The sequence below is a fragment of the Gordonia gummivorans genome (assembly GCF_022513585.1).
Lineage (GTDB): Bacteria > Actinomycetota > Actinomycetes > Mycobacteriales > Mycobacteriaceae > Gordonia.
This window is the reverse complement of sequence record NZ_JAKWBF010000006.1, coordinates 63087-81367: the sequence shown is the minus strand read 5'-3', so window position 1 is coordinate 81367 and position 18281 is coordinate 63087. Positions and strand designations below refer to the sequence as shown.

At 61.1% G+C, this 18281-nt stretch carries 8 protein-coding genes; 2 read left to right on the top strand and 6 right to left on the bottom strand.

What is annotated here, in order from left to right; all coding sequences use genetic code 11:
- Window positions 1-322: 322 nt before the first annotated feature.
- The 5 genes from MKW15_RS24520 to MKW15_RS06485 form a co-directional block, all read right to left on the bottom strand.
- Window positions 323-3034 (bottom strand): helicase-related protein, encoded by a 2712-nt coding sequence (locus tag MKW15_RS24520; protein ID WP_240856775.1) that lies wholly within the window; start codon window positions 3032-3034, stop codon window positions 323-325.
- The gene (locus tag MKW15_RS06500) at window positions 3019-5022 is read right to left on the bottom strand and encodes a phospholipase D-like domain-containing protein (RefSeq protein ID WP_240856774.1); all 2004 of its coding nucleotides are present in this window, start codon (window positions 5020-5022) and stop codon (window positions 3019-3021) included. Before MKW15_RS06500 ends, MKW15_RS24520 begins: the two co-directional genes overlap by 16 nt.
- Window positions 5019-6329: a hypothetical protein gene (locus MKW15_RS06495; RefSeq protein ID WP_240856773.1), complete on the bottom strand. Its 1311-nt coding sequence runs from the start codon at window positions 6327-6329 to the stop codon at window positions 5019-5021. Before MKW15_RS06495 ends, MKW15_RS06500 begins: the two co-directional genes overlap by 4 nt.
- 120 nt (window positions 6330-6449) lie before the next feature.
- Window positions 6450-8639 (bottom strand): DEAD/DEAH box helicase, encoded by a 2190-nt coding sequence (locus MKW15_RS06490; protein WP_240856772.1) that lies wholly within the window; start codon window positions 8637-8639, stop codon window positions 6450-6452.
- A complete protein-coding gene (locus tag MKW15_RS06485) occupies window positions 8636-13774 on the bottom strand; it encodes an AAA domain-containing protein (protein ID WP_276614691.1) in 5139 nt (1712 codons plus the stop codon). The genes MKW15_RS06490 and MKW15_RS06485 overlap by 4 nt, the downstream gene beginning before the upstream one ends.
- Window positions 13775-14285: 511 nt before the next feature.
- On the opposite strand from MKW15_RS06485, the gene istA reads away from it, so the two are divergent.
- On the top strand, window positions 14286-15821 hold the full coding sequence (gene istA, locus MKW15_RS06480) for an IS21 family transposase (RefSeq protein ID WP_308221018.1): 1536 nt from the start codon (window positions 14286-14288) through the stop codon (window positions 15819-15821).
- A complete protein-coding gene (gene istB / locus MKW15_RS06475; protein WP_240856769.1) occupies window positions 15818-16588 on the top strand; it encodes an IS21-like element helper ATPase IstB in 771 nt (256 codons plus the stop codon). Before istA ends, istB begins: the two co-directional genes overlap by 4 nt.
- A 156-nt stretch (window positions 16589-16744) precedes the next feature.
- Here istB and MKW15_RS24515 read toward each other — a convergent pair whose 3' ends face one another.
- On the bottom strand, window positions 16745-18220 hold the full coding sequence (locus MKW15_RS24515; RefSeq protein WP_240856768.1) for an SIR2 family protein: 1476 nt from the start codon (window positions 18218-18220) through the stop codon (window positions 16745-16747).
- Between the last annotated feature and the right edge of the window lie 61 nt (window positions 18221-18281).

Genomic DNA, 18281 nt, shown 5'->3' with positions numbered 1-18281 from the left:
TTCAACTAGTGCCGCCATTTCCGTGAAGGTGTCGCACGGGCGACGGTCTACAGCCTGTCATGGCGGGCCGCAACCTTCGTGGAGTTCGTGCTGCGCGTCGCGCACTCGCCTGGGGTGAGCGTCACTGCACAGGCCGCGCTTGAGTATCTCGTTGCGTGCCATCGACGCGTCGAGGTTCCCGTTGAAGACGACGGAGAACAACAACCTGGCGGACTGGCGCTCCGGGACGGCGCACTGTCCAGCGCCTTCAGGACTACACGGAGTTGAGCCGCCGGTGACCACATCGCCGAAATGAACGGCCGTCTCGTATCGCGTGAACACACTAATCCCCGTTTGGGCTCGATAAATCCATCCTCAACGCACCGGCGATACGCGGGTGTAACCGGATCCTTGACTCCACCGCGTCGGTAAAGATCTCATCCTCGCGTACCGCACTTCCCATGACGATGCCGAACCAGCCCGCGCGATCCTTCACGACACGGAACATCTTCTCGTCGTGGGTTCCAGCGAGGAACGGTTCGTATACAGCGATTTTCGTGTTCTCGCGCTCAGCTAGAGCGCCGATTCGATCGAGCCGCCCAGTTCGTTGCTCGAGTTTGCTTGGGTTCCAGTCAAGGTCATGGTGAATCACGTGACGGCACTCTTGGTGCAAATCTATGCCCTCGCCCATGACTGAGCTTGCGACGAGGATGTCGGGCGCGAATGGAGTGTTGAATACCCTGATCAGCCGCTCGCGATCTTCTCGTCCAGTCTGACCGTATGCGCGTCGAACCTGCTGCAGGGAGGCGCCACGCCCCGAGGCCGATTTATCCTCTCCCAGTAAGTGATGCAGAATGCTCGCCCGTTCGGCTGGAGTCATAGATGCAACCCGACCGGCATAGCCGGACCACCTGGTAACTAGGTCAACATGAGCGGGATTGTCGCCGTCAATTCCACTGAGCAACTCGTCGACACCGAATCTTGGCCCAAGCCTGGTGTAGCGGACTAGGTACCCAGGAGTGCGGAGACACCGGATTGCGACTTCGGCTAGTGAATTGGCCAGCTCGACGTCACCCGCCGTCCCGTCTTGAAATCGATCTTTAATATGCGCTCGTATCCGACTGTGATTGGCGCTCCCAGTTCGAAGCAGGCGATCGGCAATTCTTTCTAGCTCTCTGCTGGTTTCCTCCGCTGATACGCCTAGGGCGCGGGACGCACGGGCCTCCACCACATCGTCAATTCGTTTGTTGAGGGCATCCCGCAGAGCGGCGGTTGTGCGGATATACCAGCAGAAAATCAGACACTTTTGACCCGATTCCCACAGTGCGACAGCGCGTTCGACCGTTGCATCAATCTTAGGGTGAGCAGCGCGGATCTCTGCCGAACCAAGCATCGCTGCAATCTCACGGCTGTACCACCCTGCCGACGATCCAGAGTGCACGTGCGCCCTGCCAGGGTCCTCGTCAACGTCCGTATTGGATTCGACCCCCTCGTGATCCGTGTCTGCATCGAGAACGCCCTCTCCTGATTCGAGTCGAAGATATGCCTCATAGGAGGACGCAATCCCATACGCGAACAGCGGTCTAGCGGCGCCGGAACGCTCATCAGCTGCGACTGCCTGCGCTCGCGCGGCCAGCAGAAATGGTAGAGCTGCTGAATCCGGAATCACGAGACCTCCACCGCCCTTGTCAGCACTGAGACGGATTGCGTTGCCCTCGAAATATTCCCGTCGTTGGTCTCGTTCGTGCCGAATGACCCAAGGCTGAAGCTCTTTGAAGAGCTCACGGCGAGCACGGACGGCAGAGCCCGCATCTCTCCACGCCTGCCGAACCTCCGCCCTGCACTCGCCATTCGGCTCCCCATCTAGTGACCACTGGTCAAAGGGAATGCAATCGTCCTCAACTAGGCGTGCCCATGATCGCTCCAACGTTATCGCTGTCTCTTGAGCTCGTCGGAGCGTCATCTTGAGTCGGTCTAGGCGGTCTACGAGCGGTTCTGCTGGCTTCGGTCGCATCGGGCGGATCGCGTTAAGTCGGCTGAGGACACGAATGAGCTCGTCGTGTCCCAGCTCAAACGGTGTCGCCGTCAGCAAGAGCATGCGCTCGAAAATTCCAGCGAGAGCGCCATCGCTAGGATGATCTGAGCGAGGCGAGAATAGACGGCTAATGTTAGTGGCGTCGTTCTTCAGCGCGTGTGCTTCGTCGACGATGATCAGCGGCATTCTCGGCTTAGCCTGGGCAAGGACTCGCCTCCAGACTTCCTGGGTGACTTGGTTGAGCGTCTTGCGCGCGACTTTCAGGCGCTCGTCTGTATTCGCCGAAGCTCGGTGCGGCAGATCCTGGATCACCTCCCAAATTCCGTCGAGGTTGATGTCACTCATCACGAGGTGGAGTTGCGCCGGAACAGGGTCGTCGGCGAGATCCTGCCCGGTAATTCTGGTCCACTCTGCGCGCCACTGTTCGGGCGATGACTGCATGAGTTGGTCGACGGTTTCAGTAGTGAACCTGCGATCCCGAAGCAGCCCGCGTCGGCCATTTGACCACCTTGCAATCTGCGCGCGCCTATATCCAGCTCCCCATCGCTTGCGGGTCGCATACCACATGAGGGCGAGCTGAATGAACGCGTCTTGCAGGTTCGCCGTAAGCGCTGAATGCGTGAGAATTACAACGTGATTCCGACGCGACGGTGCATCGTCCAATGCGCGTAGAAAGTCCTCGCCACTTCGGATCGGTGTATCGACACAGCGAATCCCATGGCCTTCGTGAAGCAATGACTCGCTGAATTTCTTCCATTCCTCGACCCATTTCGGTGCCACCCGCGGCGGTACGAACACGACAACTTGCTCATTCTTCGCAGAACGCAGGATGTACGAGGATGCTACAGCCAGAGCAACGTAGGTTTTGCCCATGCCGACCTGATCGGCAAGGATTACCCCTTCCTGCCCGTTTGCCAGGCGACCCAGAATGTCGTCTGCAGTGTGCCGCTGCCTTTGCCACGCGTCGGCGAAATCACTTCGAGCATGGCTGCGGAGACTCGAGGTTAGGTTGCTGTGCACTTCTTGGCCTCCTGGAGAGCACGAGCGGCATAGCCCGCGAGATCTGGTGGTTCGTTGCCAAGGTTCACACGGAGTGCATCGATCACTCGCACCGTATCGCGAACAGCAGCACGCCCCTCGGGACGATCATCGGTTGGGAGTACGCCGTCCCAATCCACTCGAGACACGGAGAGTGCGATTTCAGCGACCGTGAACAGCGCTTCAGAAAGCCCAATCTGCCCGTCTTCAAAGTCATCGACAACTCGAGTAGCCAAATAGCTCGGCCCCAGTGGGCCTTTGAGCCTAGCCTCGAGCGCGTCGACGGTATTGACATGCCGGGCGAGCCGCCGCTCGAGCGCTGTGAGCGAATTGGCCAGAGCACGGCCTCGACGCAGCAGGGTGCTGTGCGAGTCGAATCGTTTGAGCGGATCGGTAATGACACCGCTGTCGTCTGGACTGCGTTGGGTTGTCTCATCTTCGAGGTGCTCACGCACAACCTGAGACAACGGCTTTCCTCTGCCGAGCGCGTCGAGTAGCTGGCTCGATCGAATATCGGCAAGACGCGGTCCAGGCGGTAGATCGTGACGGTTATCCGCAAGCACGACCCAACTGGCCTGCCCATCCGACCACGCGACCGTTAGGTACGGTGGGATGTTCTCAGTCTCGACTTTCCATATGACTTGTTCTTGCCGACCGTGCTCAATCCACACCTTTTCGTCGATTACTTTCTTGCCCTGGTGCGTGGTAATAGTCCACAAGGATGGAGGGTTGCTCGCGAAGCCAAGACTCAGTTTCCAGCCCCCTGGACCTTTCATTGCTCGGCACAGCGTGAAGAAGGTCGGGAGTGACACAGTCATTTCCGGTTCATCCTCATCTACTGGAGTTTCATATACTGGCTCCGCTGCGATTGGACTGCCAAGCGGGATGAGCGCTTTGAGCGCGGCGCCTTCCTTACTAGCGGCGGGAGCACCTAGCCACAGATTGAGCTCGCGATGCCTCTTCGAAGACGAGAGACCCAGGCCCGCTGCGGTGTGATTCGAACTCCCAATCAGCGCCGAGACCCACTCCCGGTTCTGAATCAAGAGGCACTTCGCGTGGAGAACGCGAGGAGTGTCGCCAACAACGCCTTCCAGGAGATAGACCCCTCCGACGTCGCTCGTGCGCTGCTCTGGGAAAGGCACCTCGCCTGTAGGTCCGACCACCACCGCGACATCATGACGTCGACCAATTGCTGGCCTTCCCGTAAGCAATGCCGAGACCGATTCTAGTGCAGCGCTGTTCGCGCTATCCCAGTACGGAGATAGCTGGGTCGCCGACAGAGGATCGTTGCCGGCGAAAACGTCGGGTAAGCGCTCCAGGGGTGTCAAATTCGCGTTCGTCGGAGCCAAGGCCACTCGAAAACGGGGACGAGTCCGTGGCTGCTCCGCGATACGGGCGCGAAGCTGAACGAGTATTCGTTCGGCTTGCAGACGGGACGGAACTTGCGGACCCAGACCAGGAACCAGATCGAGGTACGACTCGAACTCGTCGGCGAGTTCATCGAGGACGTCACGGGGCAGGATGCAGTTTTCACCGAAGTCAGCCGCGATCATAAGTTCCAGGTTGTATCGGTAGCCGGCAGGCGTTAGGTTTGCCGATCCCACGATGATCCGGGTGGCGTTCTCCCACAGAAGTATCGAAACTTTCGAATGCATGAGACCAGTGCCGACGTGACAGTGCAGAAGGTTCCATCGCAGTGTTAGGCGGTCTCCTTGCGCGCTGCGGTCAGCGAGAACGGCAACACTTGGCTCAGAGAGTTTCTCTTCGAGCTCGATTTGGGCAACGACGTCCTCCACCGACCCAGTCCCCTCATCGACGCTTTGCACCGATAAGAAGCGTGCCAAGCAGTTACGCTCAAAGAAATCAGGTTCGATGACGAATGTACTCGCAAGAACACCAACGGGTTTGCCAGCACCATCGGGCGCCTGCCACAGGTCTAGCAGCGGCTTCTGACGTAGCTTGCTCGTCATGCTGTCTCTTCGAGAAAGTTTGCCAGCGTGGTCAAACGCATCGGGTGGATCCAGTTCGTGTGGGTTAGATCAACGGACTGGTTGCGGTACGGCGTGCGCACGATCCAATTCTTTCCCAGCGGGTCGATCCACGGGCGCTTCCCTTTGTCCGACTGGACCTGATCGTGGCGGGAAAGCAATGCTTCGATGAATGCTGCGGGCTCTGCAGCGTCCTCGAACGCCTGTAGATTTCGACTGACGTCCTCCGCGAGGTGATCCTGCACGTGGCCGGCAGCATTCACCGCACGCCTCACCTGTTCGGGCAACTTGGCAGCGATCTCTTCCAGGCCCACGGTCTTGCTGGCCTTAGACTGCGAGAACGTGCCGCCGCGGGCGGCCGCGTCTTGCAGGATGCGGCGAAAGCTGCGCTCGATTGCGCTGGCGCATTCCTCGTAAGTGGATGCTGCTTGTAGCACCGCCCGCGCGGCGACGGACACCGTTCCATCGTCCAAGAGTCTGGTGGCTATCTCCCGCTGCCCCATATCGTTGTGCGGCATTTGCAGGAGCCGGTCGCACAACTCTGCCCGGATCTCATGTGGCTCACCGCCAACGGCACTCAGGATAAGTGACCTCAGAATCCTGCGTTCGCCAGGCCCCGAATCGGAGGGCACCATGGTCGCAGCGAGGTCCCGCATCACACTGCCACCAGGCGCTAGCGTGGCCTCCGACGATTGTAGGGCCGCGACGCAAGCCTCTTCGATCTTGCGTCGAAGCTTTCCGCCGGGGGTCCGAGGTACACCGCCCAAGAAGCCGTCCAGGCTTCGCTCTTTCTCCCAAGTGCCGAGAAGCGCGTCCGCGTTCGTCCCTGGACTGCCATCCTTGGTGAGTAGGTCCGAATCCAATGCGAACGGGCGATAGACGCCCGTGAAACCGAACACTCGCGGGCCCGACAAGTATGTCGACGGACCGAGCCGCCGATTCATCTTGATTGCACGTGAGGTCTTCTGAGTTCCCGGCAGTGCGCGTATGTCACTTGACGCACGATGCCGGACAAAGGATTCGACGATGATCCATTCAAAAGCGATGTCGGGCTTCGTCTTCCCATCAGCTGCCGTCAGGTCGCGGATTGCCTGACAAGCATGCGCCCCGGCAACTGCCAAAGTCGTGAACCTTGGTTGACTCATGCGCGCTCGCAGGCCTGGAACCATTTGCTCAGCCATTCGTTCGGCAACTGCTGAAAGGCCCAGCGGATCCAGACTTCCCTCGCCGTAGGCGCCAGGGTCAAATTCAGAGAAGTGCGGAAACTGGTCTAGCAAGGCTTGAGTCATTCGTGCCCCCCAACTGAAAGTTCTCCATTGAGCGCAGAAGCGCTCTTGGGACCCACCGTGACCACTGTTGGCCCGCAGCTCTTTTTCCTGAGAGCCTGAGTCTCAGCGATCTTCGGCCCGTCAATCACGAAGATTGTCAATGGACTCCCCCGAATGTCGCACCCTCCACATCGACCACCCGTCGACCTTGCCAGCCACCGTCCCTCCGTAATATTCGACCTCGGCGAGGGCGGCAGCATCAGGGTCGTCGAACTCCCGACGGCCCTGGACCGGTTGGTCGACGGTTACTCTTCCGGTGCGCAAGTCCAGGCGCGCATCAGCTCGGTAGCCCTCATATTCCAGGTAGATTTGTACGACGGGTCCACTCATCGACGCGGCCGCCTTTTGTGCTCCACGATCCTCCTTTCCCGGAAGGTGGATATGCCGCAGACCAAATGGCTGATTCTGGATCTCTGGGTTGGGGTCGAGGATCAGCGCAGACCGTTGCTTGTGGACAACTTTTCGGTTATCGATGGGCTGAACCGAACGAACACCACGGGCTCTGTTCAACACGTCGAGCGGAGTCGGCGTCGCGCCACTTCGCGCGGGGCGTTGCGTGACTCGTTCTGGATGTGGCCCGACGACCTTATTGATCGTCGGCGGTGGTGCTGCTTCGGACGCCTTGCCCTCGGGCAGAACAACTTTCAGCAGTGCCGCTTCGTGGTGCTTCAGGACCGTGCCCGCGTCCGAACCACATCGCTCGGCAATCAATGCGATGTCTAGCGGGTCTTCACCATCGAGACCGAAACTGTGAACCAGAATCTCGGCCTCGATAGGGTCCAGCTCCAGCAGTGCAGTCAGCACAGTATCGAGGACATCCGGTCGTGCGAACTTGGTCGCGTCTACCACGCTACGTCGAATCTGGGACGCACGCCGGTGAATGAGCGCAGCGTTCTCGGCGACTTTGATCGTCGCCGACGACGCCAACTCCTTCGCAACCGCGCTGTCCGCGGCGGAGTTCCCCGGTCTGGATTCGGGCAGCCAAGAGTTGAGTAGATCGCGCACCTGACGGGCTTCCACTCGAACCTGGTCTCGAGCGATCTCGATGAGCTGCTCGAGAAATGTCGCGTGGGCACCCTCCTTAGGGTCTTCGGAGCTGCCTTCCGCGAACATCACGATGAAGACTGCCGGCCGGCCGTCAGGTTTGGGCCGAATGACGCGGCCCATCCGCTGGATCATCTGTCGCCGAGTACGACTGGCCGCCAACACAATCCCGACATCGGCCTCGGGCACGTCGATGCCCTCATCGAGCACCCGGGGAGCTGCAAGAGTGGTGATCGAGCCCTCTTTGAAGGTCTTGAGGAGCGCGATTCTGTCCGCACGGTTGAGATCGCTTGTGTAGGGCGCGGCGGCCACACCTTGTGCAAGAAGAGTTTCCGACGCGGACGCCGCAGCCGCCTTCGTCTCGGCGAAGACCAGGGCTCGGCCCGACCGCTCCAATCCGCCAGCAATCTCGGCAAGCGCCTCTTCCTTGCCCCGCAAAGATGCCAAGAGTTCCCGCCGATCGGCAAACGCCTTTAGGTACCGCCGAGCAGACCGAACGGACTGAGGATCGCCGTTCGCGTCCCCCGCGAGTAGCTGGACATCCCGGAGATATGCACCAAACGGCTCGGCACGACAACTGAACTCATTGATGAGAACACCGCGCTCGGAGCGTGCAATGACATCGAGATTGTCGTACTGCGCACGCTCGCGGGGCGTGAAAGGGACAGGAACCATCGCAACGTTGACAGGCGCGAGAATGCCGTCGGCATAACCTCGTTGGTAGGTGCAGCCAACGATGGTGTGCTCGAAAAACGGCGCCAGCACGCGCTCGATTCCATCATCAGAACGTTCGAACGTCGCAGTCAAGCCAAGCCGGCGCTCGAACACGTCGGACAGCACGCGAGCGAAGCTGTCGGCCCCGTATCGATGAACTTCATCGGCTACCAGCAACGCACCCGAGTGTGGTAACTCGACGTGATTGCCGATTGACGACTGAACCGTTGAGATCAACACGTCGCATTGCCTGAACGAGTCACTACTGCCGTCACCGCGCCGGCCTACACGTCCCGCGAATCCAGAATGACGCAGACGGTCGTACCACTGGCGAAGCAGGTCCCGCGATGGCACGACTACCAGTACTTGCCGATATTCCTCGACCGCGGCGATCGTGGCGGCAATCCCGACTTCCGTTTTCCCCGAACCGGTTACCGCCTCGACAACCGCACGGTAGCCGAGTTCACTCCACTGGTCGAGGGCCTCCTGCTGCCAAGCGCGTAGTTCGGTCATGAATGCACTCGCTGAGGACGCACCCAAGCCTGGACTCCATGCACCGTCTGCTCTTTCAGCTCGCCAGCCGCCACCAACGCAGCAAGTTGACCACGCACGTCGTCCTCGTCGAGCTTAGTGATCGCGCGTGCCCGCTCGACGGTCATCGGTATAGCCGACCACGCACCTGCTACCAGGACACGCCGAATGGTCTCAGCTTCACGGGCCGTTCCCGAAGGTTCGGCTACCGATTCAGACATCCGAACGGTGTCGTCAGAATCGGCCTCCGCAGCTTCGTCGAGTTCTTCTGTTTCCCACAACAATTCGCCGTCGGCGACAAGTTGATCCATGATTCGCTCTACTCGGTCAGCCGATACCTCTAACTGTTCCGCGAGGTCCTGTGGCTCGACGATGCCGAGTTTTTCGACGTTGTATAGCACGGCATCTCGGATGACAACGTCAGTCACCTGTGTGCCATCGCCCTGATCTTCTTCCTGCGTGCTCGCTGGAGCAGGCGGCGGTGCCAGCACATCGTTGCTGGAAGGCCTCTCTCCCTGCCGTTGCTCGCGATCGGCTCCCCTGCCCGGCAGAAGCGTTAGATCGTTTGCGGCCAACTCGCTCATGCCATCATCGATCGGGGTAACTTCGTTGCCGCGCGTAGCGGCCATGAACGCCGTCGAATCGCCAGACACCCCACCCCCACGGATCACGTGGTCAACAGGGTCGCTCACCTTTCCGAACACTGCAGTCGCCGTGTCCATGTCGGCGGCGCGCGCAGGTGCGGAATTCTCCACCTCTTCGTCGGTCGCGGCGGCGATCGGCCCGTCAAATGGTCCAGGTTCTGGTCCCGCGATTCGTGCTCCGGGGAGGATACCCAGTGCACCAAGCTCATCCCACAGTCCGGACATTGCTTCCACGGGATCTGTGTAGAACTCTGATTCGCGCACTCGCCAGAACGTCCAACCACAACGACGCAATTCGATCTCACGCTCCAGGTCTGCCCGGAGCTGGTCGGGGGTTGTATGGAATGCGTCGCCGTCACACTCGACAGCGAGGCGCGACGCGCTGCCCGTCACAACGAGATCGATTCGTCGGTTGTTCACGGGTACCTGCGGATTCACATGGTAACCACGTGCGACTATCTCATTGAATACTCGTTGCTCGAAGAGGCTATCGAACCTACTGTCACGCAAGTCATTCGAAACGTTCTCCGGCATGGGATCAGCCGGCGCCGACACCGTTGATGTCATGTACTCCAGCAACGATCGCCGCAAGTCTCCCGCTCGCAGTCGGTCAATGGTGACCGAGTGGAATAGCCACATTTGGTCCTTTGCGCGCGTGGCACCGACGTTGAAGCGTTGCTCAAACTCGGTTCGAGTCAGCGACTGAAAGTTCTGTTCCGGAGCGACCACCAGCGACATGAACACTACGTCCCTCTCGTCGCCCTGGAAGTCCGGAGGAGTGCCCACACGGAAACGGCGATCGTTCCACTCCTCCTCCGATAGATGCCCGCGCAGGGCATTCTGGATCGCAACGACCTGTGCCTGCCCCTGTAACACGACCACACCCATCGTCTTTCCTGCGTAAGTAGGATCGTCGACGCACGCAAGGATTTGATCGGCGATTGCCCGGGCCTCGGCGAGGTTCGCGAGGGTTTGATTCTTGCCGGTCACGGTAGCGCCAGGAACGAATGTTGTTCGCAGTGGGGACAATCTGTCCGATCCGAATTGACGCACCGGAACCAATGGAGCGTCAAGGTAGAACTGGTTGCTCGACCAATGGATGATCTCCGGCATCGACCGGAAGTGCTCGCGGAGCCGCACCACCTGCCCAAACCGGGACCGCAGCAACGAGAACAGACTCGATCGGGGCGTGAAGGTCGTTCGCACGTGACCGGGAAGGTCGGGTAGGTAATTGTCGAGCCGGGTGAACACGTCGTCAAGGCTTCCCAGGGCGACTTCGCTTGGTGTGCATTGCTTATCGTCGCCAACGACGATGATCCTGGGTGCGAGCCAGAGTAGATAGAGATTGGTGATGTCGACCTGGCTGGCCTCATCGACTATCACTACGTCGAAGGCCCCAGGCTGCGGCGGGATGGACGCGAGGACCTGCTGCGTCGGCATCACCCACGCGGGCACGGCAGTCTGCGCTTCGCTCATTGCCTCGCGAGCCGCTTGTCGATACCGCTCGGCGTACTTGCCTGTGCCTTTGCCAACGCTGCGGATGTGATCGCGGTACGCCTGCAACGCGGTGACCTCTCGGGCCGTCATCCTTTGCAAACAACTCTTCCAAGCGCGCTGTGCAGCCAGTCGCGCGGTAAGTGAAGCAATGTCCTCAGTGGCGGCATCGAGTTCGTTACTGAGTGTGGCTTCCCTACCTGGCTGCCGATGGTTGGCGAGCCAATCGCTTGTCAACCGCCAGTGCCATGCGTCAAACAAAGTGTCTGCGCGAGTGGCCCATTGGTCGTCCGGGTTGTCCACGATCGCGGTATGCAGTCCTGGTGCGGCATCGCGAAGGGCTGCGGCGATGGCACTGGCGTTCGTCAACTCCCGTTGCTGTTGTTGGGCACGCACATAAGCTTGCACCGCTTGGTCGAACGCCGACGACGACGCAGACCTGATGCTCTGGACGAGCTCGCGAGCTTCAGGCGCCGGTGCATTCCCAAACACGCTGTGAAGGTTGTCGACCGTCGCACCGATCTCGTCGTGTGCTTCCCGCCGTTGAATCTCGCGGGTGATACCGGCGGCAGCAGTCGCGGTGTCAGAGGCCTCATCGACTGTGCCGAAATAGATCTGGTGACCACTCACCTGCTCAATCTCGCGCTGAAGCGATGTTCTCATCGCAATCAGATGCTCGATGTCGGCGAGCTGTCGACGCAGGTTGTGAAGCGCATTGACCTGCCCGGATCTCGATGGTGGCGGGTCGAATCGTACCCCAAGGTCGAGCAGGATGTGCCGCGCGGAATCGATGGCGTCGAGGCAGCTCAGGTGCGCGACGACGGTCACCAGTGCTGCAGCATTGGTCACCGCGTCACCGTCGACCACGAGGCTCAATTCGAGCGTGTCGAAAGCCTTCTGCTCGTCAGACCTACGAAACCGACCCCGCCACTCAGCACCTGCCTCGAGCTTTGCCAGCCATTGCTTGATGACGTTTAGCGCACCACGGGAAACAGGAGGACTGTCGACCTGTGTGACACCGATTCTTCGGTCAGCGTCAATCGCCGCAGTCAGATACTGGTCGACATTCTCGATGCGTGCCCATAGGTGATCCATGGTCCCGGACATGACACGATCGGCGAGTTGTTGCAGTTCGGGCGGTAAGGCCCGAATACGACTGATGGCTCTCTGCAGTTCTTCACAGGTAGCTTGTACGCGAGCGGTGGTGTCGACGTCGGCGCTGTCGATTATGGCGAGTAGTTCCGCTGAGCGTGGCGACGTTGCGAGAGTTGGGCGGCTGACGATGTCGAACAGCTTGATCATCTGCCCATGGGGCGGAAGTACGTCGTTAAGTGACGGAAGGTACTGATCGGCGCGGGATCGGTGCTCGTGCGTCTGTGCCTTCAGAAGGGCAGCGAACTCTGTGAGCTGGTCAGGATTTATCGGCGGTTCGGAAACGCGGACTGGTCCTGGGAGCCAAGCAAGTCTCGAACGCTTGCTCTCTAGCTCACGGACAATGTTCGCGAGAGTTCCGCTATATCCAGGTGCGATCTCAGGATGCTGAAAGGTCTCTGATTCGCGCAGCGCACGAATCGACTCGAGAGTCTCCGCGCGGCGTGCTCGTGCCTGGTCGCGCTTCTGAGCGAGGTCAGCGATAGTTTGATCCGCGACCTCGGGGATGAAGGAGGTCTTACGTTCTGCGATCGTGGCGACGCTACGGTTGAGTTCCTGCGATCCACCTCTGGCGAGATCGGTGATCGAGACACACAGCTCCTGCATCTCGGGTGGCAGCTTTCCCCGCAACACCTCCAATGCCTGGGATTTTTCGCTCGTCACCAAGACACGTTGTCCACGGGCGAGCAACGCCGAGACGAGGTTCGCGATCGTATGAGTCTTGCCGGTACCAGGAGGACCTTCGACAACCACTCCGCTATCGCCGCCGAGCCGGTCGATAATCTTTGCTTGCTCGGTGTTCGCGGGTAACGGGAAGAGCGGGTCCTCGGCAAGCTCACGCGGTGCGGTTGCGCCCGTCGATTCGAGCCATTCGACGCGATCTTCGGCCTCAATCGACGTGACGAGCTGCGCCAACCCGAGCGGCGTCTTCGCGTCCGGGAGTCCGGCCTGGGCGATCATCCGGTCGTAATAGTCGACGAGCGCGAATGCACCTCTTCGCCGCAGCACAAGCGCTGGTGCGACGTGCAAGGCCAAATCCCGGGTCTCCGTCGGCGGTTCAAATGAACCGTCGATCTCGATATCAGCCCCTAGTGCGCGCAACGCCCAGGCCTTCAGGAATACCCCGATTCCATCGTCGATCGGCGATAGATGCTCCTGAAGTTGTGTCTGTAGGAGTCTGCTACCGGATTGATCGAACATCTCGATCCCGGTCAGCAGCTGGGTGTCTTCGAGACGGCACGATGTCAGCTCAGCGAGTTGGACAAGTAGGTCACCAGTTTCGTCGTCGCGCTCGATCGTGGCTTCCTGTGTGACGAGGTGGGTGCGCACCCGATCGCCGCCGGATAGGTGTGCAGGCATCGTCAGCAGGCCGGAAGCTACGACAAGCTCCACCGACTCAGGCTGTGCCTTCAACTCGTGCCGCATGTCGCTGAGCGACTGGTAGAGCTCTGCATGGGGTCGACGTTGGCGGTCGGTCTGCGCCCACCGCCTCCAAGTCTCGTACCAGCGGCGATACGCCTCACCTGCCTGATCCGAAGTGAACCTCGATGATGTTCCCGCGGCGAGTTCGCCGCGCAGCCGAGGGCCTTCGCTACAGCTGTTATCGAGGTACGAATAGTCATCCAGCCAGTCACGGAGAGCAGCAGTGACAGCTGGTGGCTCGTCTAGGTTGACCCGCGGCGCTCGAACGACCACTTCACCCGCGGAGGCACTCAAGTCAATGTTCAAGGGTGTCGAGTCGCTGTACAGCCATCGGACCCGCTCGTGGCCCTCAACGTTGAGTACTGGCGCGCTTCTCGCCTTCACGATCTCCCGAAGGAACTGCATCAATCTGCCAACGCGGTCCCGAAGTTCCACGTCATCCTCACGACTGCCCACTAGCCACCCCAACTCAGACCGCTGCCATGCGGTGTCCGACTTACCGGACATACGGTATCGGCCGTCACCGACAGTCGACACTGTGTCTGTGGATCTGAGTTCGTTCGGACTACGAACGAGGCGATCCATCTCCAGCACGCGACGATGACGCAGACCGCTGATTGCCTCTTGGCCAGTCAGGTACTGTCCGATCGGGTAAATCCGGAGGCCGACGGAGTCCCGGCTGCACCCGCCAAGGAAGGATTGTCGACGGCCATGAAAAACTGCCCATGGGTGGCCACGAAAGTGCCCGCTGACGGCCAATAAGGACTGCCCGCTGGCGGTCAGGTAGGTGCCCGTTGGTGGCCACGATTTTGCCCACGTCTGCTTGTTGATCCGGCGCGTCTGCGCTGTGGGGGCCTCTCCCGTTGGTTTCGATGTCGATGCCTAGTCGTATCGGAACCTCACGAGAGAGACCCTCTTGAAGTCTGACGGAGAACTCATGGACATACTCAATGCCTACGACCTGACTGGGTCGTATCGGGCGGCGGCCGCGTTGTGCGGCTGCTCCCATCACACGGTGAAGAAGGCGGTCGAGGATCGGGCTGCGGGGTTGGCGCCGGCGGTGCGCCGGGCCCGGCTGATCGACGATTTCCTACCGCAGATCGAACGATGGGTGACCGAGTCACGCGGCAAGATCCGCGCCGATAAAGCACACGAGAAACTCGTCGCGTTGGGTTTCACCGGCGCGCAACGCACCACCCGCCGTGCGGTCGCGGAAGTGAAAACCCAATGGCGACTGGGGAACACACGGGTCCACCGGCCGTGGATCACCGAACCCGGGCTGTGGTTGCAGTACGACTTCGGTGACGGCCCGCTCGTCGATGGCCGCAAAGTGGTGCTGTTGGTGGCGTGGCTGGCGTGGTGCCGCTATCGGGTGGTGATCCCGTTGCGCGATCGGACCGCGCCGAGCGTGTTCGCCGGCCTGGACCGGGTGTTCCGGATCCTCGGTGGCGCCCCGACGTATGTGTTGACCGACAACGAGAAAACCGTCACCACCGGGCATGTCGCCGGGGTCCCGGTCCGCAACCGCGACGCGGTCAGCCTCGGCCGCTACTACGGCGTCAGTGTGCTCACCTGCGAGCCCGCCGACCCCGCCACCAAGGGCGGGGTGGAAAACGCGGTCAAACTGGCCAAAGCCGATATCGTGCCGACCGACACCAACCTGCTCGACGCCTACGAGTCGTTCACCCAGGTGCAGGCGGCGTGTGAACAGTTCATGGCCCAGATCAATGATCGGGAGCACCGGGCAACCGGGCGGCGCCCGGTGGAGATGCTCGCCGAGGAACGACAGCGGTTGCATCCAATCCCCGACATGCCACACACGACAGGATTGGGAGTGACCCGCCGGGTTCCCGACAACACCCCGATGATCACCTTCGACTACTGTCAATACTCGGTTCCGGCAACACTATTGGGACAGTCGGTGTGGGTACGGCACCATCCCGGCGCCGATGAGGTCATCGTGTGCGCCCTGGATGCGGGTGGGCCGACCGAGGTAGCCCGGCATGCCCGAACCACCCGGGGTATCCCGGCCATTGATGACGCCCATTTCCCTGGGTATCACCCGAAAACGCCGGGCGACTACCGGATTCGGGCCCGCACCGATGCCGAGCGGTCGTTCCTGGCGATCGGTGAGGGTGCGGGGTTGTGGTTGAAAGAAGCCGCTGCCGTCGGGACCGAACGCATGTTTCAGAAGATGGCCCACGCCGTCGAGTTGGCGGCCCTGCACGGCCACACCGATGTGGACTGGGCACTCGGGCATGCCGCGGTGCACGGCCGCTTCGCCACCGGTGACCTCGACTCGGTACTGGCCAGCAAAGGCCTCGACCTCACCCGCGCGCACGCCTCGGAAACCACCTCACTGGCACAAGGCACCAAAGGATGGAACATGCTGGGCACCAACATGATCGACGACACCAACAGTGACGACGTCACCGAGGAGGATGGTCGATGACCACGACACTGGCATCGTTGCCCGCCGAGGTGGAAGCGTTGATGAAACAACTCCGCCTGCCCCATGCCCGCGCCATCGCCGCCGAGGTGTTGGCGACCGCCCGCGCCCAACGCTGGGACCCCGCCGACGTCCTCAAAGCACTCCTCGACGAAGAGGCCGCCGGCCGCGCCCGCTCGATGCTCGCCTCCAGACGGAAAGCGGCGAGCTTCCCGACCGGCAAAACCTTCGACGTGTGGGACGAGTCCGCCTCCTCCATCCCGATCCCCACCCAACACGCCCTGCAAACCCTCGAATGGGTCGGTCGTCGGGAGAACCTCGTCGTGTGTGGGCCCGCCGGGACCGGTAAGACATTCTTCCTCGAAGCCCTCGGGCAGAAAGTGATCGAAGCGGGCATGCCGGTGGCCTGGTTCAGCCTCGAACAACTCGGCACCCTCGTGCGTGCCCACCGAGCCGATGACACCCTCGGCAAAGCAATCGCCAAAATCGTGCGCGCCGAACTGATCGTCATCGACGACGTCGGCCTGCTCCCGGTGGGTACCGATGCCGCCGAAGGGCTCTACCGCGTCGTGGAAGCCGCCTACGAACGCAAATCCGTCGCAGTGTCCTCAAACCTGCACCCCTCCGGATTCGACGAGCTGATGCCCAAAACACTGGCCACCGCCACCGTGGACCGGCTGCTGCATCACGCACACCTCTGCCAAACCAGCGGCGACTCCGTACGCCTGGCCCAAGCCCTCACCGGGAAAGGAGTCACCGCACTGACCTAACCCCAACTCCAAACCCGGTGGTGGTCTCGTGGGCACTTTCATGGCCGCCACCGGGCACCCCCACGTGACCGCCTACGGGCAGTCTTGATGGCCACCAGTGGGCAGTTCTACATGTCCCTTGACAAAGGATCGAGCTCGTGGAGTTGAGCCCCAAAGTCAAAGAGAAGAACGCAGCAAAGTGGACGCGTGCGCTAGTCCCGTCGCGCGCAGCAACGCTCGCGCATCCGCCGTCACCGCTCGATCTTGTTCAGACAGCAACCCATCAAATCGCTCGTCGAGCACCCACGGCGCGTCGGCGGTCGCGAACGCGCTGACGGCGTCGAGCAGGACCTCCATGCGTCGAGCACGTGCTGACGTGCTGTCGCCCTCGCAAATAACCCAGTGGAACTGCTCGGTCCAGAGTTCTTGCCTCGCCGGCTTGCCGGAGACGTCTACGAAAGTGCCACGGGCTGTGCGTGATCCGCTCCGCACGAGGTACTCGTCGACTTCCATGGCGAGTCGGATCACGTTGTCGTCGTTGAGCGACGCCCCGATGATGAGCAGGTGCTTGGTGAGGAGTAGCGCCTGCAGAAGCGACCCGGCCGGCTTCGACTTCGTGTCGAACAGGACGAAGTCCCGGCGAGTGAGCACGATCGTCTCGGGCCGGCTCGCGTCACCGTGTAGCTTCAGCAGCCACTCCCGTTTCGGGTCGACCGACTCCCACGGCAAGACTGTCGGTCGATGTCGTCCGGTCGCCTCAACGGCACGCTCGTACAGAGCGTCGTAGTTGGTGGTGACCGCCTCGCGACAACTCATCGCTGCGAGAAGGGCATGTGCAACAGCCACTTTCGCGGGTTCACCAATCGCGGCGCGCACCTGGGCATTCAGTTCGCTCGCCCCCACCTTTACGGCGAGGTACTCAGCTTTGTCGAGGGCGCCCAAGTCATCGAAATCCTTTGGCCGCTCGCCGGCGTCGGTGCCGAGTTTCTCCAACAGCCCGTCCCAGGTCGGTAGTCCGGCGGCAATGCTGACGCCCGCACCCAAGAACAGCGCGAGATGCCCATCGGCAGCCAGCCCACCGAGCCGACGCGCCTCGCCCATCTCGTCCGCGTTCAAGTCCCACACCGGCGAACCCTGCCGCGCGAGTTCGCGTCGAGCATGCTGGGCGGCGCTGAAGACGGCCCGGTTGGAGGTCACCAGGAGGACGTCGATGCGATTGTTGGTCGTGAACGACTGCAGCGTCGCCAGCAACGATCGGAGAATCGCACCTCGGCTGTCACCGAGGCCGCCATCTCCGATGCCGAGTACCGGAATCGCGATGCGGAGGTACTCACGTTTGTCCGGCTTCACCAATCCCGCGTCGGCGATCGCCGACAGCGTGTCGGCGACCCGACCAATCAACTCGTCCTCGATCAGCGTGCTTTCGTCGGCGACGCTGATGAACCAGACCGGCGCTTTGGTCGCGCTCCGAGCGAAGGGGCGCGGCCAGTCATGTGGCTTGGCGTCGTGGCGGACTCCCGTGACCGACTCTGGCCAGCTCGAGGTGATGTGGAAGCGATGGTCGGTTGGGACGATGACGGCGTCGTAGTCGAAGTTCTGGATGAGCCCATGGAGGACGAAGAGGTGGCCACGGGTCTCTGCAGTAGACGTCACGCTGAGCACTCTAGATCCGTCGCCCGCGCCTGTTTGTCGTACCCGGTTCGTACGGTGGTCT

Coding starts and splice junctions, on each gene's coding strand:
- istB (WP_240856769.1), top strand. CDS start 15,818: ATGACCACGACACTGGCATCGTTGCCCGCCGAGGTGGAAGCGTTGATG.
- MKW15_RS06495 (WP_240856773.1), bottom strand. CDS start 6,329: ATGACTCAAGCCTTGCTAGACCAGTTTCCGCACTTCTCTGAATTTGAC.
- MKW15_RS06490 (WP_240856772.1), bottom strand. CDS start 8,639: ATGACCGAACTACGCGCTTGGCAGCAGGAGGCCCTCGACCAGTGGAGT.
- MKW15_RS06500 (WP_240856774.1), bottom strand. CDS start 5,022: ATGACGAGCAAGCTACGTCAGAAGCCGCTGCTAGACCTGTGGCAGGCG.
- MKW15_RS06485 (WP_276614691.1), bottom strand. CDS start 13,774: ATGCAGTTCCTTCGGGAGATCGTGAAGGCGAGAAGCGCGCCAGTACTC.